The organism is Micromonospora sp. B9E7, from assembly GCF_039871815.1.
Lineage (GTDB): Bacteria > Actinomycetota > Actinomycetes > Mycobacteriales > Micromonosporaceae > Micromonospora.
In genome coordinates, this window is sequence record NZ_JBDPLX010000009.1 from 224,132 (window position 1) to 248,196 (window position 24,065).

The following is a 24,065-nucleotide window of genomic DNA, read 5'->3' on the forward strand; positions in this document are numbered from 1 at the left end:
GGCCGCGTCTGCCCTATCATGGGAGCGCTCCCGAATCTTCGGCGGTGGCCCCGTATCCATGAGGAGAATCCATGTCGATACCTAATGGGCCCGCCGGCCCGCTGCGCTTCCCGGACGACTTCGGCTGGGGCGCGGCCACCTCCGCGTACCAGATCGAGGGTGCCGCCAAAGAGGACGGGCGCGGCGAATCGGTCTGGGACACCTTCAGCCGCGTCCCGGGGCGCACCCGCAACGGCGACACCGGCGACGTGGCCGTCGACCACTACCACCGGTACGCCGAGGACCTCGACCTCATGCGCGACCTCGGGCTGCGCAGCTACCGCTTCTCCATCTCCTGGCCCCGGATCCAGCCCGACGGCACCGGGGCGCCCAACCAACGCGGGCTCGACTTCTACCGCCGCCTCCTCGACGGCCTCCACGAACGCGGCATCACCCCGATGGCCACCCTGTTCCACTGGGACCTCCCCCAGGCGCTTCAGGACGCCGGCGGCTGGGAGTCCCGCGACACCGCCCACCACTTCGCCGACTATGCGGACCTGGTCTTCCACGCCCTCGGCGACCGGGTGCCGGCCTGGCTCACCGTCAACGAGCCCAAGACCGTGGTGCAGAACGGCTACCTCACCGGCCACCATGCCCCCGGCCGGCAGGACCCGGACGCCGCCTACCTGGTCGCCCACCACCTGCAGCTCGCGCACGGGCTCGCCGTCGCCGCGCTGCGGGCCAGCGGCCGCGACAGCCGAATCGGTCCCGCGCTCAACCTGCACCCCTGCTACCCCGCCGACGACTCCCCGCAGGCTGCCGCCGCCGCCCACCTCTACGACGGCTACGAGAACCGCCTCTACCTCGACTCCCTACTCAAGGGCAGCTACCCGGAGGACGTGCTGGCCGACCTGGGCCCGCAGAGCCGGATGGTCCAGGGCATCCACGACGGCGACCTGGCGATCATCTCCGCGCCCGTCGACCTGCTGGCCGTGCAGTACTACACGCCGATCTACGTCACCGCCGACGGCGGCACCGAACACCGCTGGGTGACCTCGGAGGCCGCGTGGCAGCAGATCTACCCCGACGGGTTGTACGACCTCCTGACCCGGGTCACCCGCGACTACGGCCCGATCCCGCTCACCATCACCGAGAACGGGCTGCCCACACCGGACACGCTCGCCGCGGACGACACCGTCCGGGACACCGGTCGGATCAGCTTCCTGCGCGACCACCTCAGCGCCGCACACCGGGCCATCGCCGACGGCGTACCGCTGGAGAGCTTCCACGTCTGGTCACTGCTGGACAACTTCGAGTGGGACGCGGGATACGACCAGCGCTGGGGCCTGGTCTACGTGGACTACGCGACCCAGCGGCGGGTGCTCAAGAGCAGCGCCACCTGGTACCGCTCCGTCATCGCCGACGGCGGTTTCTGAGCGCACCGCCACCCGGACGGCCGGCCCGGACGGCTCGGCTCGGCTCGGATGAGCTGGCGACCGTCCGGGCCTCGGCCAACGCACTCAGCGGGGCAACGCCTGCTGCAACTCCGCCCGCAGGGCCGGCGTGAGCATCTCCCCCGCCTGCTTGGCCAGCCGGGCCATCTCGTAGCCCACCACACCGATGTCCGCGTCACCGGCGGCCAACGTGGCCAGGATCGAACCGTCGCGTACCTGCATCACCAGGAAATAGCCGCGGCCCATCTCGACCACCGTCTGCTTGACGACGTCGCCGTCGAACATCTGGGCCGCGCCCGCGGTGATGCTCATCAGCCCGGAGGTGACCGCCGCGAGCTTGTCCGCGTTGTCGCGCGGCAGGTGGTCGGAGATCGCCACCAACAGCCCGTCGGAGGAGACCACCACCGCGTGCGCCACGCCCGGCACCCGCTCCGCGAACGCGCTCACCAGCCAGCTCAGGTCACGCGCCTCCTGGCTCAACGTCGTCACTGTCGTCGTCCCCCTTCGTCGTGCCCCCCGGACGGTGGCACGGGTATCTCGGTGGTGTCCTCGGCCTCGGCGCGCCGCACTCCGCTGTAGAGCCGGGAGAGCATGCCGCCGACCGCCTCCGGGTCCGGGTCGGTGCGCGTCGGTGCCGCCGACGGTTGCGCCGAGCGGGTGACCGCACTCAACTGTGCCATCGGCACCCGCACCGGAAGCCCTCGCTCGTTCGTACCGGCGGTGACCGGGACCGCCGGTGGCATCCCCGACGCGGGCACGATGGGCGCGGACGGGCCCGGGCCCTGCCGCGACCACCAGCCCCCACCGTCGTCGCGGGCGCCGGCCGGGGTCAACACGTCCTCGGCGCGCACCGGCACCGGACGGGCCTGGCGCGGCACGGCGACACCCGGCGGCCGACCGGCGACCGGCAGGTCCCGCGCCGCGATGCCCAGCCCGGAGGCACCGGCCTGGGCGACGGCCCCGGGTTGCCGGACCACGCCCCGAGCGGCGCTCGTCGCCAACATCCGGGCCGGCGCGGGCAGATCCGTCTGCACCGTGCCCGCCGGGGCGAGCAGCACCGCGGGCAACGCGAGCCGGGCGACCAGACCGCCCTGGTGGTCGTCCAACCGGACCCGTACGCCCAGCCGGGCAGCCAGGTGGCTGACAACGAAGAGGCCCATCCGCTCCACCGTCGCGACGTCCGCAGCCGGAGGGCTGGCCAGCACCGCGTTCGCCTCGGTCAGCGCGGTCGGGCTCATCCCCAGGCCACGGTCGGCGATCTCGACCAGGGCGGTCGCGGCGTCGACCCGCGCGGTCACCACCACCGTCGTGTCCGGACGCGAGAAGGCGGTGGCGTTCTCCAGCAGCTCCGCCAGCATGTGCACCAGCTCGCCGACGGCGTGCCCGACCACGTACACGTCGGCCACCGCGTCGATCCGGACCCGCTGGTACTGCTCGATCTCCGCGGCGGCGGCCAGCAGAACCGCGCCGAGACCGACGGGCCGGTTCCACCGGCGGGTGGAGTCCGTGCCGGCGAGCACCAGCAGGCTCTCGTCGTTACGGCGCATCCGGGCGGCCAGGTGATCGAGCTTGAACAGGTTCTCCAACTGGTCCGGGTCGCTCTCCTCGCGCTCCAGGTCGTCCAGCAGCTCCAGCTGCCGCTCCACCAGCACCTGGCTGCGGCGGGCCAGGTTGACGAACATGGCGTTGACGTTGCGCCGCATGAGCGCCTGCTCGACGGCGACCGTGACGGCGCTGCGGTGCACCGCCACGAACGCCTCGGCCAGCTCACCGATCTCGTCGAGCGAGCGGACCACCGCCGGCGCGACCTCGATGCCCGGCACCCCGCCGGTGACGGTCTTCAGGCGGTCCAGTGCGTCCGGCAGCTCCACCTGCGCGATCCGGAGCGCCTGGCTACGCAGCAACCGCATCGACCGGGCCACCGACCGTCCGACGAGCAACGAGATCAGCAGGGCGACCAGCAGGACCGCGACGATCCCGCCGACCACCAGCAGGGTGGCCCGCAGCTGCTCGCTGCTGGCGTCGTCGGCCTGCCGCACGGCGTCGTCCAGCACACCCGCCTCGAGCTGGCGCAGCAGCTCCTGACGCTGCTGGCTGGCCGACCACCACTGCTCCGAGGGCAGCACCTCCGGCGACGCGTTGCCGGCCGGCAGACTGCGCTCCTCCAGCCGGGTGGCGACCAGGAACATCGGGCTGACCGACGTCTCGTCGTAGCGGCGGATCTGGTCGGACGTGGCAGCCACCCGGAACGCGCTGAGCGCGGTCAGCTGCTGGCCGCGCAGATCGCTGAGGATCACCCGGTCCTCGGTGCCGTACCCGCCGGCCCGGCCGGCGGCGTAGAGCTGGGCCCGCACCCGCGAGGAGAGTTCCTTGACCCGGGCCAGTTGGACGTAGCGCAGCACCGCGTCGTTCAACGCCGACTGGCCCTGACCAGGGCTCGGCTCGGCAAGCAGGTCGAGCAACGCGCTGACGGCCCGGTGGTAGTTGCTCAGGATGGTCTCGCTGCTGAGCACCGCCGGCGGGATCGTCGGCCGGATGTCGATCACCTGGTCGTACGCCTCCAGTGCCTCGGAGAACGCGACCCGCCAGGACGCGTCGGCGTCGGCCAGCGGCTCGGCCGCCCGACTCAGGTCCGCGATGGCCCGGTCGGTGGCCGTCTGCAACGGCTTCAGGTTGGACGCCGCGGCCGCCCGGTCGCCGCCCCTGCGCAGCTCACCCAACTCGCCCGCCGAGCGGTCGCGCTCCTGCTGGAGCTGGTGCACCGCCGCGGTGATCTGCCGGCCGATGCCCACCTGCCTGGAGAAGTCGTTGAGCGCGGTCGTCCGCCCCACCAGGGCGCTGGTCTGCAAACCGGCGAGCAGCAGGAACGCCATCGACGGCACCACCAGCACGGTGGCGAGCTTCGTGCTCATCCGCCAGTCGCGCAGCCGGAACGGAGACCGCCGCCGATGCGGCACCACTCGGACGTCGAAGCGGCGCCGGCGATGGTTCGACACCGCGCCGTTCGCCGGCTCGGGACCTGCCGCCACCCTGCCTCCTCCGTGCTACCGCGTCCGCCGCGGTCCGGGGAGCGCAGTCCATCCAACCAGGCTTGGTTGGACTGTCAACGGTTTGGGCTGAGCGGTGGTTCAGGAAGGATACTGCGGGTGGGATCGTCCTGCCGTGGTCGGTAGAACCAGCTCGTCCGTCCGGCCGATGTCGGCGAGCCCGATCGCGTCACCGAACCGGCCGAGCGCCACCAGTGCCGCGCCGGTGGCACCGATCTCCGGGTTGCGTTGGTGCGACACCGGTCGCGGTGCGAGCGCGGCGGCGAAGGCCTGCCGCCACCACACCGACGCCGCCACCGCACCCCCACCCAGCACCACACCCACCGGTTTGTCGATGGTGGACTCGAGCACCGCGAGATCCTCGGCGACCAGCTCACACAGCCCCTGCATCAGACCGGCCAGAATGTCCACCGAGGTGGTGCTGAAGCTGAGGCCACGCACCTCACCGGTGCCCGCCGGCGCCAGGCCGGGTGCCCGGTCGCCGCCGAAGCGGGGGTCGGCCGGTCGACCACCGCCGGTCGGCACCAGCGCCAGCGCCGCGTCCAGCTCCGCGCCCCGGGGCAACCGCAGCTCCCGGTCCGCCCAGGCGAACAGGTTCCCGCCGCAGGCGTACGCCGCCCCGGTCACCACGTGGTCATGGTCGACCCGGTAACGCCAGAGCCGTTCGGGGAGCCGGGGCATCGGTTCGCCGGCCGGGATCCGCTGCATCAGCCGTACGGCCGCGGAGGTGCCCACGGTGACGGCGGCCCGGCTCGGGTCGACGCAGCCCGAACCGACGTTCGACGCACCGCCGTCGCCGACCGGGGGTGACCAGCGGGCCTGGGCCAGCTGCGGCCACCGGGCGGCCAGGTCGGCCCGGAGCTGGCCGTGCCAGTCCAGCGCTCCGAGGGACGGCAGCTCCTGCGGTCGCGCCCCGGCCAGCGTCAGTGCCTCCTCGTCCCAGCGCAGGGTGCGCAGATCCAGCAGACCGGTCCCGGAGGCCTGGGAGATCGACATGGGCGCCGTTTCGAGCAGCTCACCCAGCAGGTACTCGGGCAGACCGACGAACCGGGCGATCGGGCTGCCGGACTGCTCGCGCAACCAGGGCAGCCGCATCGACCAGTAGGAGCGGTGCCACCAGCAGCCGGTGCGCTGGTGGAAGCCGTCCGGGTCGGCCGGCCCGGGCGTACCGCCGACCGGCGCGGGTCGGGTGTCCAGCCAGGTGATCACCGGGCCTATCGGCGCGCCGGCGCGGTCCAGCGGGAGCACCGAGTGCCACTGCGCGGAGACCGCCACCAGGTCGACGTCGTGCAGGTGCCCCGCGTCGGCCAACTCGTCCAGGCACTCGACCAGCGAGGCGAGATAGTCGGCAGCGGAGAGCGTACCGGTCCCGTCGTCGCCGATGGCGAGTTCGACCTTGCGCCGGGCCAGGGCGCCGGGCAGCGGACGGGTGTCTCCGTCCAGCACCAGCCCTCGTACCGAGGAGGTGCCCAGATCGAGCGCGAGAATGTTCATCGCCGGTCAAGTTACCCGGTGCGAACCGGGCGACGGGCGCGTAAGGTGGATCACATGCTCGCGCATCTGACTAGTTGGTGGCCCGCCGACCCGGCGGCCACCTCCCGCGCGTAGCTTCATCCACGCGGCCGCCCTCCAGGCGGCTGCCGGATCTCCCGGCCGGATGACCGCCACAACGGCGGCGCCGAGCCCGACGGAGACCCCGATGACCCACCTGACCGATCTGCTCACCGCCATCGTCCGCGGTGTCGATCCTGGTCCCTTCGCCCTGCTACGCCGTGACGGCGCGGACGAGCTGGAGCTGTTCACCGGCACGGTCGAGACGGTCGAACGGCTCGCGGACATCCCGCTGACGCCGGGCGTGTCCGGGGCGCAGACACTGGCACTGGTGCCCTACCGGCAGATCTCCGAGCGTGGCTTCGCCTGCGTCGACGACGGTGCCCCACTGGAGTGCCTGCGGATCCGCGACCATCGACGGATCGCCCTGGCCGACGCCCTGGCCATGCTGCCCGACGAGCAGGTCCGCACCACCGACGCCGCGTTCGACATCACCGACGAGGACTACTCGCGGACCGTGCACCGGGTGCTCGCCGAGGAGATCGGCCGCGGTGAGGGCGCGAACTTCGTCATCCACCGCACCATGCACGCCACCGTGCAGGGTCCACCGCTGGTGGCGGCGCTGGCCGCGCTGCGCCGGCTGCTGGTCGCCGAGCGCGGCGCGTACTGGACGTTCGTGGTGCACACCGGCACCCGGACGTTGGTCGGCGCGAGTCCGGAGCGGCACGTCAGCGTCGACGACGGGCTGGTGATGATGAACCCGATCAGCGGCACCTTCCGACGCGCCGGTGACACTCCGGACCGGGAGGCGCTACTGCGTTTCCTCGCCGACCCGAAGGAGGTCGAGGAACTGTACATGGTGCTCGACGAAGAGCTGAAGATGATGTCCACGGTCGCCGAGCACGGCGGCCAGGTGATCGGCCCGTACCTCAAGGAGATGTCGCACCTGGCGCACACCGAGTACCTGCTCGCCGGGCAGAGCACCCGTGACGTGCGGGAGGTGCTACGCGAGACGATGTTCGCGCCGACCGTGACGGGCAGCCCGATGGAGAACGCCTGCCGGGTGATCGCCCGCCACGAGCGCCGCGGCCGGGGCTACTACTCCGGCGTGCTGGCCCTGGTCGGCCACGACGAGGCCGGCCGGCAGACGCTCGACGCCCCGATCCTGATCCGTACCGCCGAGATCTCCCCCGCCGGTCGGCTGCGGGTGCCGGTGGGCGCCACCCTGGTCCGGCATTCGACGGCGGCCGGTGAGGTGGCCGAGACGCACGCCAAGGCGGCCGGTGTGCTGGCCGCGCTCGGCCTCGGCCCGGCGGCGCCCGACCGGGGGCGCGAGCCGGTCGGGCGGCTGGCCGACGACCCGGCGGTACGCGACGCGCTGGCCAGGCGCAACGCGCCGCTGGCCCGGTTCTGGCTGGACCAACGGTCACCGGACGCGCCCAAGCTGCCCGGGTTGGTCGGTCGTCGAGCGTTGATCGTGGACGCCGAGGACACCTTCACCGGAATGCTGGCCCACCAGTTGGGCGCGTTGGGTCTTGAGGTGACCACCCGGCCGTGGCACGCCAGTGGCTCTGTCGACGGGTACGACCTGGTGGTGGCCGGCCCCGGGCCGGGTGACCCGGGTAGCCCGGACGAGCCGAAGATGGTGGCGATGCGGGAGCTGCTGGGCGGGCTGTTGGCGACCGGCCGCCCCACCCTCGCGGTGTGCCTCGGCCACCAGGTGCTGGCCGGGCTGCTCGGGCTGCCGCCGCACCGCAGGGACGCGCCTTACCAGGGGTTGCAGCGGGAGGTGCCGCTGTTCGGCAGGACCCGGCGTGTCGGGTTCTACTCGACGTTCACCGCCCGTTCCGAGGCCGACCGGCTGGACACCGCGTACGGGCCGGTGGAGTTGGCCCGGGACTCGGGTGACGGCGCCGTGCACGCCCTTCGGGGGCGTGGCTTCGCCGGCGTGCAGTTCCACCCCGAGTCGGTGCTCAGCCCGGACGGGCTCGCTGTGTTGACCGAGCTGTTGAGTGACCTGCTGCCGGCGCCGCGGGCGGACGAGCTGTCCGCGACGGGCGGACGCGCATAGTCGTTCCGCCTCGGGGTAGGGCTGGATCGACCGGTGGCGTGGACGGGCCGAGAGCCCCCGCCCGCGCCACCGGTCGTTTCCGCCGTCAGCCGCCCAGGCCCGCCTTGAGCGCGGTGCCGATCTGCACCGCCCGCCGGGCGGTGAGCGCGCAGGCCTCGAGTGCCACCGAGTCCGGGGCGATCTCCCCGTTGTTGCTCGTGTGCGAGGCGCCGTAGGGGTTGCCGGCGATGAACTGGCTGGTGTCGGTGTATCCGGGGGTCACCACGATGCCGCCCCAGTGGTAGAAGACGTTGAAGAGCGACGTCAGCGTAGTTTCCTGGCCCCCGTGCAGGGTTCCGGTCGAGGTGAAGCCCGAGTAGACCTTGTTGGCCAACGCGCCCTGCGCCCAGAGCGGGCCGGAGGTGTCGATGAACTGCTTCAGCTGAGCGGCGATGATGCCGTACCGGGTCGGCGCGCCGAAGATCACGACGTCGGCCCAGGACAGGTCGTCGAGCATCGCCTCGGGCACGTCCTGGGTCTCCAGGCGGTGCGCCTGCCAGCCGGAGTTGGAGCGGATCGCCTCGTCCGGCGCGAGCTCGCGCACCTTGCGCAGCCGCACGTCGGCACCGGCATCTCCGGCGGCCTCGCACATGGCCTGCGCCATCTGGTACGTCGTACCGGTGGCGCTGTAGTAGATCACCGCTACCTTCGTCTGGGCAGCCATCAGATGTTTCCCCTAACTCGTCTCGGGTCAGCTCCCGCGACTACCCGTGGCGCGCGGTCTCTAACGACACCGCGCCCGGGATCTCACCTATCGGTCCGCCGGGCTCAATTTTTCCGCAACTTCCGGGCGGTTACGGCCCTGCGCCCCACCCGGGCGGCGATCCTGATGCCATCGGTGCCGGCGGGTACGAGCCGCCGCCCCGCACCGAGCACCTGAACGGGGGATCGCGCTCCGCCACCAACGAGGCTGGCGTAGCGCGATCAGGGGCCCTGCCGCGTGCTCGCCGGGTGGCGTACGGCGCTCAGTGGACCAGGGCCGCCATCAGCCGCTCCAGCTCGGCCGCCGGGTCGGCGGTGAGCCCGGTGTGCACCGGACCCGCCTGGATCATCGTGCTGCGCGGGGCCACCAGCCAGTGGAACCGCTCTCCGAGTCGCATCCGGGTCGCCGGCCCGTCACCGGAGCAGGTCCGGTCCCAGGAGCCGAGCGCGGCGGCGACCGCCGGAAGGTCGACGTCGGGTGCCAGTGCGCCGACCCGGTCGGCGTCCAGGTGCGTGCGGGCCCCCAGGAAGTCGCGCTGCTGGCAGTAGAGCAGCACCCCGACGTTGATCTGCTCGCCACGCTCGATGCGGGGCACCAGCCGGATCAGCGCGTACTCGAAGGGGTGCCTCATGCCGCGCCTCCCTGCGGCAGCCAGTCAGCCGTGCGCGCGACCCGGGCGGACAGGTGGCTGCGGTAAGCGGCCCGGGCCTCGTCGGCCGTTTCGAAGTCGGCAGCCGTCAGCCACTCGTCGGGCACCAGGGCCAGTACCTCGCTGAGCAGGTCCGGGGTGACCCGTGGTGCCAGGTCGGCGTCGGCCTCGGCGAGCCCGTTCGCGTACGGGGCGAGCACGTGGTCCTCGACTCCCCGGTAGGCGCGGTGCACGGCGGCCTCGGCGCGCGGCCAGTTGTGGTGGAAGTACAGCGAGGCGCCGTGGTCGATGAGCCACAGCTCCCGGTGCCACACGAGCAGGTTCGGGTTACGCCAACTCCGGTCGACGTTCTCCACGTACGCGTCGAACCAGAGCACCCGGGAGGCCAGCGCCGCGTCGACCGGGTGCGCCACCGGGTCGAAGCCGAGCGCCCCGGGCAGGAAGTCCATCCCCAGATTGGCGCCGCCGCTGTTACGAAGCAGCTCCTGCACCTCCTGGTCGGGCTCGGCCCGCCCGATCACCGGGTCGATGTCGAGCACCACCAGCGGCGGCACCCGCAGCTCCAGACGACGGGCCAGCTCACCGCAGATGACCTCGGCGATCAGCGCCTTGGGCCCCTGCCCGGCACCCCGGAACTTCGCCACGTACGTGCCCAGGTCGTCGGCCTCCACCACGCCAGGCAGCGAGCCACCCTCGCGTAGCGGGGTGACGTAGCGGATCGCGGTGACCTGGCGGAGCACGCCGCCCACCCTACTGTGACCAGGTGTGACGGCTGGCGGGCGTGCCCATACCCGTGAGCGGAGTCATCACGCTCACGGGGGCGCACGCCGACGACGCGGGGCGCGATGGTCAGTCGAGCTTGTCGCGTAGGTCGTCGACCTGCTGTTGGAGGCGGTTCACCGCACTGTCGTTGTTGACGAAGGTGGTGATGCCCGCGGCGAGGCCCAGGCCGATCAGCACGGCCAGGATGCTCAACACCAGGCCGCCGATGGCCACGCCCCGGCCGGTCACCCCTGGCCGGCGAGCCATCTTCAGCCCGACGATGCCGAGGATGACGCCGATGATGCCGAGCACCAGGCCGATCCAGGCGAGGATGGCGGTCAGCACGCTGAGCAGGCCGGCCACTCCGAAGACCAGGGCAAAGGTGGCGGCCGCGCTGGTCTTGGCATTGGTGGACGCCCGATGGGTCCTCGACCCGGCCGATTCGCTTGCGGCAGTCATGGGACTCCCTTCCGTACGCGCGGCGCGCGCACTTCCGGGTGACCGCCTTCCCACTGCCTGGGCCGTTATGCCACACCCCTGGGGGGTGCTGCCGGCGGGGTGTCGGAGCGGGGAAATCGCCGTTTGAGCCGGGTCTTGGCCAGTACGGCATCGACGGCGGCGTCGAGAGATTCCTGCGGTGCCGTCACGCGCAGCCGCTCGAACAGCTCGGCTGGCGGATTCAACCGCACGTCGGAAAGATACCCGTACTCGTCGATGACCTCCCCGTCACCGCACTCGGCCAGAGCGATCGTCGCAGCGATGGCCAGCACCTGTGACATAGTTGTCCGTTCGGCCGTGACCCACGCGAACATGCCCGTTTCCAGATCCTCCGACCGCTGGTCGAACTGACTGATGCTTATGAGTGCAGCAGCCTCCCAGTTCGAAATCTCCAGATACACGTCGACGTCGGCGGGCTCTTCGAAGTATGGATCGACGCGCTGCTCGAGCACCGACGGCGCCACGAGGCTGCTTGTACCGCCCCGGCGCCGGGTAGTGCTCGCCTCGCGCGCCTCGATACGCCGACGGGCGTCCGGCCAGCCGATCAAATCGGCCAACCGGACACCCGTCAGATCGAGCGCGTCGCGAAGGATGAACGCACGGTTCACCCGGCTGTTCCACTCGATCGCCATCGCTCGACCCTAGCTGCAAGCACCTGCGAAGCAGCGGATCCAACCCTGCTTGGTCTTGATGTGTACCTCTTTCACCCAGCCCTGTGTAGTGATCGCCTTCAGCGCCCAGGCGCCCTCGGCAATGAAGTCGCGCATCCGTGACTCCTCCAGGTTCTCAGCACGGACATAGACGATCGCATTCGGGATATTCGCGTTTTGGAGTTGTTCTTCAGCTTCTGAAACGTACTTCTGGGCAGCGACGGGGCTAATGCTGGTGGTCGCCTTGAGGCTGACGGGAACCCCGTCCAGCCAGCCGTCGATGCCCGGAGTGTTTTTTTGCGGCTGGCCGACGAACTCTTTTCCACCGAGGTGATCACCGATTTCGTGGGACTGCGCGATCTCGGTGTCGTTCATGTGCTCGGTGTTGGTTACCTTGCACGCGCTGGTGTTGTGCACCAGCACCGAGACGTCCGCCGGCGCGACGTAGTAGGTGTGCAGCCCGTCCACCGTCAGGTTGTGGACCTGCGTCACCTCCGTGTGGCGGCTGACCTTGGCGATCTGGACGGCCGTGCCCGCCGAGGTCCGCAACCACTGACCGGGCAGCAGAGCCGCAGCCTGCACCCACTCGTTCAGCTCCGGCACCCAGAACGGGTGGTTGTCCGTGGCCGTCACCGTCGTCTCGGCCGAGCCGGCCGGGCCGTCGGCATCGATGGTGACCTCGACGAGGTTCTTCTCGCCCGTGCTGTGGATCGTGCGGGTTACCTGCCGGGCATCGGTGACGGCGTTGACCGGGTCGGTGGCCAGCACCTCGTCCCCAATTCTCAGCTGGTCGATCGCACGGGTGGATCCATCGGCCATCAAGACCGGCGTCCCCGGCAGGAAACTGCTCGCCTTCTTGCAGCCCTTGCTCCCGAACTTGTACAGCTCTCTTAGGAGGTCGGTGCCTCGCTTGCCGCCAGCCAGCCAACCCGCGACCGGGATCATCGCGGCCAGCGACAGGAGCGCCCCCTCGGTGTCACCCTCGAGATAGGCGATAAGGGCGTCGACGGCGTCGCACGGCTCGCCCACCACCGGGATGAAGCCGCAGATGGTGAGCATGATCTGCCCGACCAGCTTGCCCTCTGCGGCGTTCTTGCGGTCGTAGTACTCGACGACGCCGTCACAGAGCGGGCCGTGCCCCCATGCCTGGGTACACCAGTTGTCGCCCCGTTCGATCGCACCCAGGAGCGGGTTCGAGCAGATCCTTTCCAGATGCATGTACAGGTTGCACTCGACGCTGCCCGGGTCTGGTGTGCCAGCGGCACGTCGTGCCTCGGCTTCCTGCCGCTGGAGGGTGATGGCCGCCTGGAGTGCCTCGGTGGCGTACTGCCGCGCCTCTGCGGCGCTCTTGCCGGCCTCCTCGGCCGACGCCTTCGCCCGCGCCGCCGACTCCTTGGCCTGCGCCGCGTAGTTCGCCGCTCTGGATGCTGAGGTCGTTGCCGCCTGCGCGGACCTCTCCGCTGCCTGGGCGTCGGCTCGCGCCCGCGCTGCGGCGTTCTTCGCCGTCTGCGCCGATGCTGCCGCGTCCACCGCGGACTGCTGGGCCGCCACCGCTGACTGCTGAGCCTGGGCCGCGTAGGTCGCGGCCCGTTCGGCCGAGATAGCCGCCTGCTGGGCGTACCCCTCAGCCTCCGCTGCGGCGGATCGCGCCCGCGCCGCCGCCTCCGCCGCGCGGGCGGCGTCGACTCGGGCGAGCGCGGCGCTGCGCCCGGCATCGGCGATCATCGCGTTGATCTTGGCGACGTGCGCCGTCGTCTCCTGATCCCGTTGTCGGGCCTGGTGCTGCCCGGCGTCCAGGAAGTGCCGCAGGGCCGATCGGGGGCCTGCGAGCGCGATCGTGGCTGCCGCCTTGATCTCGGGACCGCCGGCGTTCATCACCTGGGCGACCCGGATGCGGTCGTCCTGCTCGGCCGCAGCGTACCGACCGACCCTCAGGAACTCGTGCCGATCCTGGTCGGTGCCGTTCAAGGCGGCCTGCGCGGCCGTCTTCGTGGTGGTCCCGCCGGTCGTGATGAGTTGACCGATCAGGATTCGGTCGTCCTCGGTCTTTCCGACATAGCTGCGGGTCCGCAGGAACTCTCGCACGTCGGCATCGGACCTGGTCAGCGCCGTCTCGGCGGCGGCCTTGAACGCCGGCTTGTCGGTGCTGTCGGCCAGGTGGGCGACCACCGCCCGGTCGTCCTGCGCGGCCGCCAGGGTCAACCCGGTGGTGACGAAGGCCCGCACGTCGAGTTCGGAACCGATGAGAGCCTCTTCGGCTGCTATCCGCGTCCACGTCCCGCCGGTCTGCATCAGTCGCGCAGCCACCCGGCGACCGTTGGCGAGCACCACCTCCGGTGCGGCACCGGGTGCGGTGGCCGCAGTGAGCAGCGCCTGGGTTTCCCCGTCGCGCTGCTTTTCCTGTGCCTCGTCCCAGGCGGCCTGAGCCAGCCGCTCGGTCTCCTCCGCCCGCTCGACCTCGGCCGCCATCACGGCCTCGGCGGTCATCGCCGCCAGCCGTTCGGCGTCCGCCTGCCGGGCGTCCGACTCGACCAACCGCGCCTGCTCAACGGCCTTGTCCGCGTCTTCCGCGGCGGTCATGGCGTTCCTCGCGTGTTGGGTCGCCATCTGCGCCGCGTAGGCCGCGTCTCCTGCTCGTGCGGCAGCCTCCTCCGCAGCCAGCGCCGCGTTGTCGGCGTGGGTCGCGGAGGCGCGGGCAGCGGTGGTGGCCTGTCCAGCAGCAACGGCAGCACGACGCGCCTCCGCAGCGGCAGCGTTGGCAGCACGCTGCGATTCCTGGGCCTTGGCGCGGGCACGCGCCGCCGCCTGCCGGGCCTTGGCAGCCTCGGCCGAGGACACGTTCGACTGGTTGGCCGCCTGCTCAGCAGCTTCCGCGGCGGCAATCGAGTTGCCGGCCGCGCTCGCTGCCGCGAGCCCCGCACTGTCGGCAGCCGAGGAAGCACGCTTGGATGCCTCGGAAGCGTCTGCGGCGCGCCGAGCCTGCTTCGCCGCGTCCCGAGCGACCTTCGCCGCGTCCCTCGCCTGCTGAGCCTTCGTCGCGTCGCCCGCCGCATTCGACGCCGCGGTGTACGCCCGCGAGGCCGCGTTGCCCGCCAGCGCCGCAGCCTGGGCGGCGCGAGCCGCTGATGCGGAAGCCACCCGCGCAGCAGAGCTGGCAGCGTTGGCCGCGCCGATGGCACGCTGTGCCGCGTTGGCGGCCCGACCGGCGGCGGCCGCTGCCCGCGCCGCCGCAGCCGCCGCGTCGTCTGCGGAGTCCTTGGCCGCAATGGTCTCCGCGGCTGCCCGCTGCGCTGCCTCCTTGGCCAGCCGAGCCGACTCCACCGCCCGGTCGGCGGCATGTTCCGCCTTCAACGTCTCCTGAGCGGCCAGCAGCCCCGCTTCCCGAGCCACATCGGCGAGTTGGGTGACCGTCAGCATCTCCTGGTCGCGTGCCCGCGCGACATGCTGGCCGTACAGCAGGAACTCGCGAATGTCCTCGGGAGACCCATTCAGGGCCGCCATCGCCGCGGCCCTGACGTACGCGCCACCTGCGGTGATCAGTTGAGCGGTGCGGATTCGGTCATCGAGTTGCTGGGCGTCGTGCTGACCCCGGGAGAGGAACTCGGTCACGGCTTCGTCGCTAGTGTTCAGCGCGACCTGACCAGCACGCTTGACTTCGTCACCACCGGCGCTGATGACCTGCGCGGCTCGGATGCGCTCGTCGACGGCGAAGGCGGCCTCCCACCCTCCATTGAGGAAGGCCCGGCGAGCTTCGATGCTGCCGTGCAACGCGTTCTCGGCCGCCTGCTTCATCGTGGTCCCGCCGAGGCCGGCGTACTCCTCGACGCGGGTCAGGTCGTCCTGCTGGCGCGCGGCGAAGTAGTCATCCGCCAGGAACGTGCTGACGTCCTCGTCGCTGCCGACGAGTGCCTGCTCCGCAGCCCTAGCTACGCTCGGGCCACCGCTGCGCAGCAACAAGAGCGCCTGGTATCGATTATCGGAGACCTCGATCTCCTCGTCAGCCGACGCCGGAACCGCCACCACGCTGGTCGTCACTGTCGCAACCAGGACTGCCGCGAGCAGCAACCGCCCCCGAGACAGCAGTTGCGAGGCTAAGCCTCGCGGGATTTTGGACACGATCCACCCCTTGATCAACACTTCGAAGATGGCGCTGGTGACCGAACCGCCATCGGCCGACAGGTTCGGCGGATACACGGACGAGAGGGCCGGCCAAAGCCCGCCCTCTAGCCGTACGTCAGACCCTCAGGAGGTGAAGGGATACCGGAGTTCGAGGATCGTGGCGTCACCGCGGGCCTGCCCGACGCCGACCGGCTGCCACTCCTTCGGGGTGACCTCTTCGACCTCGACCACGGTGGGGTCGTCCTTGACCTCGACCTTTGCCGCGACCGTGCGCGTGTCGTCACCGCGGACGAAGTAGACCTTGGGGATCTCCATGGTGAGCAGACCCGAGGCCCCGGTGGCCTTGAAGCAGAAGTTGGTGCCACCCGGCAGGGTGAAGTCGTTGCTCTGCACCAGGATCAGATCCGCCGGCGGATTGTTCGGGCTGGATCCGCAGTCGACCAGGATGATGTGCCCGTCACCCTTGATCAGCTTGACTCCCCGCTGCGCCAGCACCTGCGCGGCACCCGGGTAGGAGTAGTCCTCCACGAGGGAGGGCGGCGTGTCCTCTGCTACCGACGGGAGTTGGCTGACGATCACGGCCGCGGCGCTGGCCAGCACGACAGCGGCGCCACCGGCGATGGCCCTTTTCCAGGAAGAAGTCTGCACTGATCATTCACCCCGTGTGAAGTCACCCGAAACCGGCCGTCCGCACGGTGGTGTGCGGGTCGACGCGGCGGTGCCGCTGCGGCACCAGATGGTGACAGCCGAGATAGTGCCACATCTACGTCTCGCCGTGGGGGCACCGATGTCGGCCGGGTGTCCTACCCTGGCGCGACGACCCGGGGAAGGAGCCCGATGAGCAGGGAAATCACGGAATCCGAAGCGCTCGATCTGCGGATGACGAGCCTGCTGCTGCGCCCGCACCTGAGCATCCGACCCGGCGGTGTCGCCGACGTGGTGCAGTGGTTCGGCGCGATGCAGGCGCAGGATCTGGCGAGCGGTCTGTGGTCGCTGGGTGCCCGGCTGCCCGGGCAGACCGTCGCCGATGTGCAGGCGGCACTGGAACGGCGCGAGGCACTGCGCACCTGGCCGATGCGGGGCACCGTGCATCTCGTCCCGCCCGCCGACGCCCGCTGGATGCTGGAGTTGACCGGCGTACGCTCGCTCTCCGGCTCGGCGACCCGACGGGCGCAGCTCGGTCTCACCGAGGCCGACGAGGGCCGCGCGTTGGACGTTCTCGGCGAGGCGCTGGCTGGCGGCGGCCGGCTCACCCGCGCCCAGTGCCTCGCCACCCTGCGCGAGGCCGGCATCGGCACCGACGGGCAACGCGGCTACCACCTGCTGTGGTACGCGAGCGTGCGCGGGGTGACCTGCGTGGCGCCGAACGTCGGCACCGAACAGACCTTCGCCCTGCTCGACGAGTGGGCGCCCGAGTCACGCGATCTGGAACGGGACGAGGCGCTGGCCCTGCTCGCCCACCGCTACGTACGTGGGCACGGGCCGGTCACCGCCCGTGAGTTCGCCGGCTGGAGCGGCCTCACGCTGACCGACGCGCGGCGCGGCCTGGCCGCAGCCGAGGGTCTGCTGAGCACGGTACGGGTGGACGGCGAGCCGATGCACGTCGACGCGGCGCTGGCCGAGCTGCCGCGCGTTCCGCTGGACGACGTCCTCGCGTTGCCCGGCTTCGACGAGTACCTGCTCGGCTACCGGGATCGCCGGCTGATGCTCGACCCCGCTCACCAGCAGGCCGTCGTGCCGGGCAACAACGGCATCTTCCAGGCCACAGTGGTCCGCGCCGGTCGGGTCGTCGGGGTGTGGAAGCGCAAGGTCGGCCGCGCTGCGGTCACCGTGACGATCCAACCGCTCACGACACTCGACACCGCGGCGCGGGCCCGGGTGGAGCAGTCGCTGGCACGGTACGCGGACTTCCTCGGGCTTCCGCCCCGCTTCGACTGGCTGGCCTGACCGACGTCGTCAATCCTCGGTCGGCGCGGGGTTGGCCCGACGTGGCCGGGCAGCGCTGAGCAGGTCGACGATTCGGGCCACCCGGGGGTCCGAGCGGATCTCCGCGACGGTCGCCGGCAGCGGCAGCCGCCAGTTCGGGTACTCGTCCACAGTGCCGGGCATGTTGGGTTGGCGCACCTCGCCCAGCACGTCATAGAGGGAGACGCCGAGTAGCCGGGTGGGGCTGGCCGCGAGGGCGGCGTGCATCGCCACCACCACGTCACTGTGGTCGGGTGTCGGCGCCGGGCCGGGCAGCGCCGCATCGGGCCGGGTCGGCTCGGGCAGCAGACTCTCCGCGCGCAGCATGTCCAACAGCCGCTTGCGGTCCGTGGCGGCCCGGGCCTGCTCCACCGCCACGTCCGTGCCGAGCAGCTTCAACTCGTCGCGCACCCGAACGTGCTCACCGGTCAGGAAGCCCGGCGCGGTCGGCAGGTCGTGCGTCGAGATCGTGGCCAGCGCGTTGCGCGGCCAACGGGCCGGCGGGACGAACGCGCCGTCGTCGTCGCGGGCGAACCACAGCACGGTCGAGCCGAGCATGTTGCGCCCGCGCAGCCCTCGGGTCACCGCCGGTTGAACGGTGCCGAGGTCCTCACCCACCACCACCGCTCCGGCCCGGTGCGCCTCCAGCGCGAGGATGCCGAGCATCGCCTCGGCGTCGTAGCGCACGTAGGTGCCCTCCGCTGCTCCGGCACCCGGCGGCACCCACCACAACCGCCACAGGCCGGCGACGTGGTCGACCCGCAGGCCACCCGCGTGCCGCAGGGTCCGGCGCAGCATGTCCCGGTAGGCGGCGTAACCGGTGGCGGCGAGCCGGTCCGGGCGCCACGCCGCGAGCCCCCAGTCCTGGCCGAGCTGATTGAAGTCGTCCGGCGGCGCGCCGACCCGCACACCCTGGGCCAGCACGTCGGCGAGCTGCCAACCGTCGGCACCGCCGGGGTCGATGCCGACGGCCAGGTCGTGCACCACCCCGACCGGCATTCCGGCGGCCCGGGCCGCCGCCGTCACGGCGTCGAGCTGCTCGTCGCACAGGTGCTGCAACCAGGCGTGGAAGGCGACCCGGTCGGCGAGCTGCCGACGCTGCTCGGCGACCGCCGGCGAGTCCGGGTGGTGCAGTTCCTCCGGCCAGGCACGCCAGTCGTTGCCGTGCCGCTCGGCGAGCGCGCACCAGGTGGCGAAGCTGGCCAGCGCCGGGTCGACGCCGAGGTCCACCGGCTGGGCGTACGGGTGCAGCAACTCCAGGGCGTGCCGCTTGGCCGCCCACACCTGGTCGTAGTCGATCAGCTCTCCGCGGTCGGGGCGCAGGGCGTCGACGACCGCACGGGTCGCCGGGTCGGCCGCACGGTACGCGGCGGTGTCGCCGACCCGCAGATAGAGCGGGTTGACGAAGCGTCGACTGGCTGGCGAATAGGGCGAGGCGGCGACCGGGTGCGCGGGCCCGACGGCGTGCAGCGGGTTGAGCAGCACCAGCCCCGCCCCGGTGTCACCGGCCCAGCCAGTGAAGTCGGCGAGGTCACCGAGGTCACCCATGCCCCAGGAGCGGTCCGAGGTGAGCGCGTAGAGCTGGAGCATCCAGCCCCAGGTGCGCGGCGGCACCGGCAACCGACGGGGCACCACCACCAGCGTCGCCTCCCGGTCGGCGCAGGCCAACCGGTGCCAGCCCAGCGGTAGGTCTCCCGGCAGCTCGCTGTCGACCGCGCGACGGCCGCCGTCCTCCAGGACCACGACTCCTGCGCCGGGCAGCGCCCGGGTCGTGCCGTGGGTGAGCACCACCGTCGGGGGCAGCGCGGCCCGGTCCACCGCGCGGGCGGCGGCGAGCGCGTCCGCGATGGCCGCCGGGCTGGTGGCGTCCACGCCGAGCAGGCCGAGCACACCCACCACGGTCTCCGGTGCGACCTCGACACGGCGGTGCTGCCAGTCCTCGTACCAGGTGGACACGCCGTGCGCGGTGGCCAGCGCGGCCAGTCGTCGGTTCATCCCGCCCCCCCGCCTCACGACGCGACCTCCGCCCACCTTGCCACGACCGGGCCTGCGGCGCAGGACACGGCGAGGGCCGGCGGGCGAACCCGCCGGCCCACCAGCCTGGACGTGGTCAGTCGCCGAGCGCGCCGGCCGCCCGGCCCTCGTGCAGGGTCAGGTTCCGCCCGGTGGCCGGGTCGAACAGGTGGATCTTCTCCAGGTTGAACCAGACCCGCCGCGACTGCCCCTCGGCGACCGCGGACTCCGCGGACAGCCGGGTCACCAGGTTGCCACCGGCACCGGCGAAGTCGGCGGCACCGGCGTCGGCGGCGAGTTCCTCCAACTCGGCGGCGCTGGCCTTCTCACCCTCGACGGTGAAGTAGACGTACTTGTCCGAGCCCATCGACTCGACGATGTCCACCGGCGCCTCGAACTCCATGCCCCGACGCCGGGTGTCCTCGTCGACCAGGTCGGCGTCCTCGAAGTGCTCGGGGCGGATGCCGAGGATCAACTCGCGGGGGGCGTCCGCGGCCTCCAACTCCCGGCGGACCCGGTCGCCGAGCGGCACGTCACCCAGGGCGGTGTGCAGGCTGCCGTCCTGCACGGCGGCGTGCAGGAAGTTCATCGACGGCGAGCCGATGAAGCCGGCCACGAAGAGGTTGCGCGGGTGGTCGTACAGCTCCTGTGGCGGCCCGACCTGCTGCACCGCGCCACCGCGCATGATCACTACACGGTCGCCGAGGGTCATCGCCTCGGTCTGGTCGTGGGTGACGTAGACGGTGGTGGTGCCGAGCTGCTTCTGCAACCGGGACACCACCGTGCGCATCTGCACCCGCAGCTTGGCGTCGAGGTTGGACAGCGGCTCGTCCATGAGGAACGCCTTGGGCTGGCGGACGATCGCTCGGCCCATGGCGACCCGCTGGCGTTGACCACCGGAGAGGTTCGCCGGCTTGCGGTCCAGCAGTGTGGTCAGCTCCAGCACCTTGGCCGCCTCGTCGACCTTCTGGTCGATGGTCTCCTTGTCGAGCTTGGCCAGCCGCAGCGGGAACGCCATGTTCTCCCGCACGGTCATGTTCGGGTACAGCGCGTACGACTGGAACACCATGGCGATGTCCCGGTCCCGGGGAGCCTTGTCGTTGACCCGCTGCCCGGCGATGCGCAGCTCACCGGAGCTGATGTCCTCCAACCCGGCGATCATGTTGAGGGTGGTGGACTTGCCGCAGCCCGAGGGGCCGACCAGGATCACGAACTCACCGTCGGCGATCTCCAGGTCGACGTCCCGCACGGCGACGGTCCCGTCCGGGAAACTCTTGCTCACCTTGTCCAGCACGATGTCAGCCATGACTACTCACCTATCCCTTGACTGCGCCGGAGGTCAGACCGGACACGATGCGGCGCTGGAAGAAGAGGACGAAAAGGATGATCGGTACGGTGATCACCACGGCGGCGGCGCAGATCGCCCCGGTGGGGTCCTCGAACTGCGACGCGCCGGTGAAGAACGACAGCGCGGCCGGCACCGTTCGGGACCGCTCGGTGGAGGTCAGCGAGATGGCGAACAGGAAGTCGTTCCAGCAGAAGATGAAGACCAGGATCGCCGTGGTGAACAGCCCGGGCGCGGCCAGTGGCGCGATCACCCGCCGGAACGCCTGGGCCTGGGTCGCACCGTCCATCTTCGCGGCCTTCTCCAGGTCCCACGGGATCTGCTTGAAGAACGCCGACAGCGTGTAGATCGCCAGCGGCAGCGCGAAGGTGATGTACGGCAGGATCAGCCCGGGCCAGGTGTCGAAGATCTTGAGCTGTCGTTCGATCTCGAACAGCGGCGACACCAGTGACACCTGCGGAAACATCGCGATCAGCAGGGAGATCCCGACCAGCAGTTTCTTGCCCGGGAAGTCCAGCCGGCTGATGGCGTACGCGGCCATCGCACCGAGCACCACCGCGATCAGCGTGGCGATCAGCGCGATGCCGATGGAGTTGACCAGCGCGCGGACGAACTCGTCCGTGCCGAAGATCGTCCGGTAGTTGTCCAGCGTCCACTCCCGGGGGATGAAGTTCCCGTCGGTGAGGGTGGCCGGCGTCTTGAACGACAGCGACGCGATCCACAGCACCGGGATGAGCGCGAAGACGACCACGAGGACGTCGAGCAGACCCCAGCGCAGCTTCACGCGGGTGGTGGATTCGGTACCGGTGGCCATGTCAGCGCCTCTCCCCGTCGTCGCTGCCGGGGGCAGCGGTGCCGAACAGCTTCACGAAGACGAACGCGATGATCGCCACGGTGATGAAGATCAGCACCGACATCGTCGAGCCGATACCGAGGTTGAGACCCCGGAGCAGGTTGTTGTAGGCGAGCATCGACACCGACGACGTCTCGTTGCCTCCGGCGGTGAGCACGTAGATGTTGTCGAAGACCCGGAACGCGTCCAGGGTGCGGAAGAGCAACGCGACCAGGATCGCCGGCTTCATCACCGGCAGCATCACCTTCGTGAACTTCTGCCAGGCGGTCGCGCCGTCGGTGGAGGCGGCCTTGAGCAGGTCCTCCGGCACCAGCGCCAGCCCGGCCATCAGCAGCAGCGCCATGAACGGGGTGGTCTTCCAGATCTCCGCCAGCATGATGATCGCCAGGGAACTGGCCCGCTCGGTGAGGGGTGCGCCGTCGCTGAACAGGTCGGCGAGATAGCCCGTGCCGGGCGTCCAGGCGTAGCGCCAGGAGAAGGCCGCGACCACGGTGACGATCCCGTACGGGATCAGCGCCGAGGTCCGGACCAGGCCGCGCCCGACCAGGGTGCGGTGCATGATGATCGCCAGGCCCATGCCGAGCACCAGTTCGATGGACACGGTGACCACCGTGATCAGCGTGGTCACCCCGAACGCGGTCCACCAGAACTCGTTGCTGAGCACGGTGACGTAGTTCTCCAACCCGATGAACTCGCGTTGCTCGGGGAAGCGCAGGTCGAAGCGCTGCAACGACAGCCAGACCGAGTAGAGGATCGGGTACGCGGTCACCAGGACCATGACCAGCGCGGCGGGCGCGCAGAGCAACCAGCCGAGCCGCCGTTCGGCCTTCTTGTTCTCGCTCAGTGGCGGCTTGCGGCGGCTGCCCCGTTGGGTGGGCACGGTGGCGGCGGTACGGGTCTCCTCGGCGACGGTTTCCGTGCTCACGGGAGCACCCCCTTCGACTGGAGGGCGTCGGCGATGGCCTTGCGCAGTTCGTCGCCGGTCTGCTGCGGACGGATCTTGGACGGCGGCGACAGGATCGCCGACATCACGGTGGAGATGCTCTGGTAGGCGGGGGTCAGGGGACGCGTCGCCGGGTCCTTCAGCTCCTCCAGGATGGTGTCCTTCATCGGGTACGCCTCGGTCATCTCCGGGTCGTCGTAGACGGCCTCGATGGTGGGCGGCACGCCGTCGTTGATGGCGGAGAACTTCTGGTGCTCGGCGCTGCGGATGCACCGGGCCGCTTCGAAGGACATCTCCGGATGCCTGGAGTAGGAGCTGACGGCGAGGTTGACCCCGCCGATGGTGACCTTGCTCGGGGTGCCCTCGTCGACGCCGGGGATCCGCGCCCAGCCGACCTGCTTGGCCAGCTCCGGGTCCGCCTCCTGCAGGGCCGGGTAGACGAACGGCCAGTTCACCTGGAACGCGCCCGCGCCGGACTGGAACTCCAGCCGGACGGGGTCCTCGGTGGCGTTGCTGAACGACGGCGAGGTCACGCCCGACGTGGCGAAGCGCTTCAACTGCTCCAACGCCCGGACCGCACCCTCGTCCATCGCGGCCCGGGTGCCGTCGTCGTTGAGGATCTTCCCGCCGGCGCTCTCGGCGAGGGTGTTGTAGAGGACGACCAGACCCTCGTACTGGGCACCCATCGTGAGCACCTGGTACGGCTTGCCCTGCTCCTTGAGCTGCTGGGCCACGCTGATCATCTGGTCCCAGGTGGTCGGCGGCTGTGACACCAGGTCTTTCCGGTACCAGAGCAGTTGGACGTTGGTGTTCTTCGGGGCCGCGTACAGCTTGTCCTCGTAGCGGGCGGTCTCCAGCGGCCCGGCGAGGGTGCCCTCCTCGGCCTCGGCCTTGTCCTGGCCGGTCCACTCACGGATCCACTTGGCGCTGGCGAACTCCTGGGTCCAGGTCACGTCCAGGCCGAGCACGTCCATGCCGGTGTCCTCGGCGGCCAGCCGGCGCACCATCTGCACCCGCTGGTCGTCGGCCTGCCGGGGCAGCACCCGGTAAACGATCTTGTACCGCCCCTGGGCCTGCGCGTTGCAGTCGTCGACGACCTTCTGCAGGTTCTGCTCGGGCGGGTAGTACAGGTTGATGGTCGGCGTACCGCCGCCACCGTCGCCGCTGCCGCACGCGGCCAGCGGTGCGACGAGCGCCAGCGCGGCAGCCGCCGCCCCGAGCCGCACGGTCGGCCGACGTCGGTGTCGAGCCGTTTCGGGGTCCGTCATCGCCCTCCCCCTCTCTTCGGCGAAAGACCGGGGAGGGCATCCGTGCCCCGGCGCACGGCGAGCCGACTCCGAGTCGGCAAGCTGCGGAAACACCGGCCCGGATGCTCTGTAGCGGCTACTCTGCCCCACCCGTGAAGTCGCGAAACCTGGATGGAG

18 protein-coding genes are annotated in these 24,065 nt (G+C 71.0%); 3 read left to right on the forward strand and 15 right to left on the reverse strand.

Going from position 1 to position 24,065, the window contains the following annotated elements; translation table 11 throughout:
- Nucleotides 1-71: 71 nt before the first annotated feature.
- Entirely contained in the window at nucleotides 72-1,415 is a 1,344-nt protein-coding gene (locus ABGB10_RS17555; RefSeq protein WP_347661907.1) for a GH1 family beta-glucosidase, read from the forward strand.
- 84 nt (nucleotides 1,416-1,499) lie between these two features.
- Here the strand turns inward: ABGB10_RS17555 and ABGB10_RS17560 are convergent, their stop codons facing one another.
- From ABGB10_RS17560 to ABGB10_RS17570, 3 genes are all read right to left on the reverse strand, one after another.
- Nucleotides 1,500-1,913 (reverse strand): roadblock/LC7 domain-containing protein, encoded by a 414-nt coding sequence (locus ABGB10_RS17560; protein WP_221310111.1) that lies wholly within the window; start codon nucleotides 1,911-1,913, stop codon nucleotides 1,500-1,502.
- A gap of 5 nt (nucleotides 1,914-1,918) precedes the next feature.
- Nucleotides 1,919-4,462: a nitrate- and nitrite sensing domain-containing protein gene (locus ABGB10_RS17565; RefSeq protein WP_347661908.1), complete on the reverse strand. Its 2,544-nt coding sequence runs from the start codon at nucleotides 4,460-4,462 to the stop codon at nucleotides 1,919-1,921.
- Between the two features lie 99 nt (nucleotides 4,463-4,561).
- On the reverse strand, nucleotides 4,562-5,974 hold the full coding sequence (locus ABGB10_RS17570; protein WP_347661909.1) for an FGGY family carbohydrate kinase: 1,413 nt from the start codon (nucleotides 5,972-5,974) through the stop codon (nucleotides 4,562-4,564).
- Between the two features lie 205 nt (nucleotides 5,975-6,179).
- Here ABGB10_RS17570 and ABGB10_RS17575 point away from each other — a divergent pair, with 205 nt between their 5' ends.
- Nucleotides 6,180-8,102 carry a chorismate-binding protein gene (locus ABGB10_RS17575; RefSeq protein WP_347661910.1) on the forward strand — a complete coding sequence of 641 codons (1,923 nt, stop codon included), beginning with the start codon at nucleotides 6,180-6,182 and terminating at the stop codon, nucleotides 8,100-8,102.
- Between the two features lie 85 nt (nucleotides 8,103-8,187).
- Here ABGB10_RS17575 and wrbA read toward each other — a convergent pair whose 3' ends face one another.
- The 7 genes from wrbA to ABGB10_RS17610 all read right to left on the reverse strand — a co-directional run bounded on the left by wrbA (nucleotide 8,188) and on the right by ABGB10_RS17610 (nucleotide 16,170).
- Nucleotides 8,188-8,805: an NAD(P)H:quinone oxidoreductase gene (gene wrbA / locus ABGB10_RS17580; protein WP_347661911.1), complete on the reverse strand. Its 618-nt coding sequence runs from the start codon at nucleotides 8,803-8,805 to the stop codon at nucleotides 8,188-8,190.
- Nucleotides 8,806-9,106: 301 nt separating this feature from the next.
- Nucleotides 9,107-9,475 (reverse strand): DUF3037 domain-containing protein, encoded by a 369-nt coding sequence (locus ABGB10_RS17585; protein WP_347661912.1) that lies wholly within the window; start codon nucleotides 9,473-9,475, stop codon nucleotides 9,107-9,109.
- A complete protein-coding gene (locus ABGB10_RS17590) occupies nucleotides 9,472-10,233 on the reverse strand; it encodes a HipA family kinase (RefSeq protein WP_347661913.1) in 762 nt (253 codons plus the stop codon). The genes ABGB10_RS17585 and ABGB10_RS17590 overlap by 4 nt, the downstream gene beginning before the upstream one ends.
- A 109-nt stretch (nucleotides 10,234-10,342) precedes the next feature.
- Nucleotides 10,343-10,714 (reverse strand): DUF4190 domain-containing protein, encoded by a 372-nt coding sequence (locus ABGB10_RS17595; protein ID WP_278140527.1) that lies wholly within the window; start codon nucleotides 10,712-10,714, stop codon nucleotides 10,343-10,345.
- 65 nt (nucleotides 10,715-10,779) lie between these two features.
- Complete coding sequence (locus tag ABGB10_RS17600) at nucleotides 10,780-11,385, reverse strand: hypothetical protein (RefSeq protein ID WP_347661914.1); 606 nt, start codon at nucleotides 11,383-11,385, stop codon at nucleotides 10,780-10,782.
- Nucleotides 11,386-11,394: 9 nt separating this feature from the next.
- Nucleotides 11,395-15,597 carry a polymorphic toxin-type HINT domain-containing protein gene (locus ABGB10_RS17605; RefSeq protein WP_347661915.1) on the reverse strand — a complete coding sequence of 1,401 codons (4,203 nt, stop codon included), beginning with the start codon at nucleotides 15,595-15,597 and terminating at the stop codon, nucleotides 11,395-11,397.
- Nucleotides 15,598-15,645: 48 nt separating this feature from the next.
- Entirely contained in the window at nucleotides 15,646-16,170 is a 525-nt protein-coding gene (locus ABGB10_RS17610) for a hypothetical protein (RefSeq protein ID WP_347661916.1), read from the reverse strand.
- Nucleotides 16,171-16,359: 189 nt separating this feature from the next.
- On the opposite strand from ABGB10_RS17610, the gene ABGB10_RS17615 reads away from it, so the two are divergent.
- Nucleotides 16,360-17,469, forward strand: coding sequence for a winged helix DNA-binding domain-containing protein (locus ABGB10_RS17615; protein ID WP_347661917.1), 1,110 nt, complete (start codon nucleotides 16,360-16,362; stop codon nucleotides 17,467-17,469).
- A gap of 9 nt (nucleotides 17,470-17,478) precedes the next feature.
- On the opposite strand, the gene malQ is transcribed toward ABGB10_RS17615, so the two are convergent.
- The 5 genes from malQ to ABGB10_RS17640 form a co-directional block, all read right to left on the reverse strand.
- Nucleotides 17,479-19,482, reverse strand: a complete 2,004-nt coding sequence (gene malQ / locus ABGB10_RS17620; RefSeq protein ID WP_347661918.1) for a 4-alpha-glucanotransferase — start codon at nucleotides 19,480-19,482, stop codon at nucleotides 17,479-17,481.
- Nucleotides 19,483-19,597: 115 nt separating this feature from the next.
- A complete protein-coding gene (gene ugpC / locus ABGB10_RS17625) occupies nucleotides 19,598-20,806 on the reverse strand; it encodes a sn-glycerol-3-phosphate ABC transporter ATP-binding protein UgpC (protein ID WP_347661919.1) in 1,209 nt (402 codons plus the stop codon).
- Nucleotides 20,807-20,816: 10 nt separating this feature from the next.
- Nucleotides 20,817-21,659, reverse strand: a complete 843-nt coding sequence (locus tag ABGB10_RS17630; RefSeq protein WP_347661920.1) for a carbohydrate ABC transporter permease — start codon at nucleotides 21,657-21,659, stop codon at nucleotides 20,817-20,819.
- Nucleotide 21,660: 1 nt separating this feature from the next.
- A complete protein-coding gene (locus ABGB10_RS17635; protein WP_347661921.1) occupies nucleotides 21,661-22,623 on the reverse strand; it encodes a sugar ABC transporter permease in 963 nt (320 codons plus the stop codon).
- Complete coding sequence (locus tag ABGB10_RS17640; protein WP_347661922.1) at nucleotides 22,620-23,909, reverse strand: ABC transporter substrate-binding protein; 1,290 nt, start codon at nucleotides 23,907-23,909, stop codon at nucleotides 22,620-22,622. Before ABGB10_RS17640 ends, ABGB10_RS17635 begins: the two co-directional genes overlap by 4 nt.
- Nucleotides 23,910-24,065 lie beyond the last annotated feature (156 nt).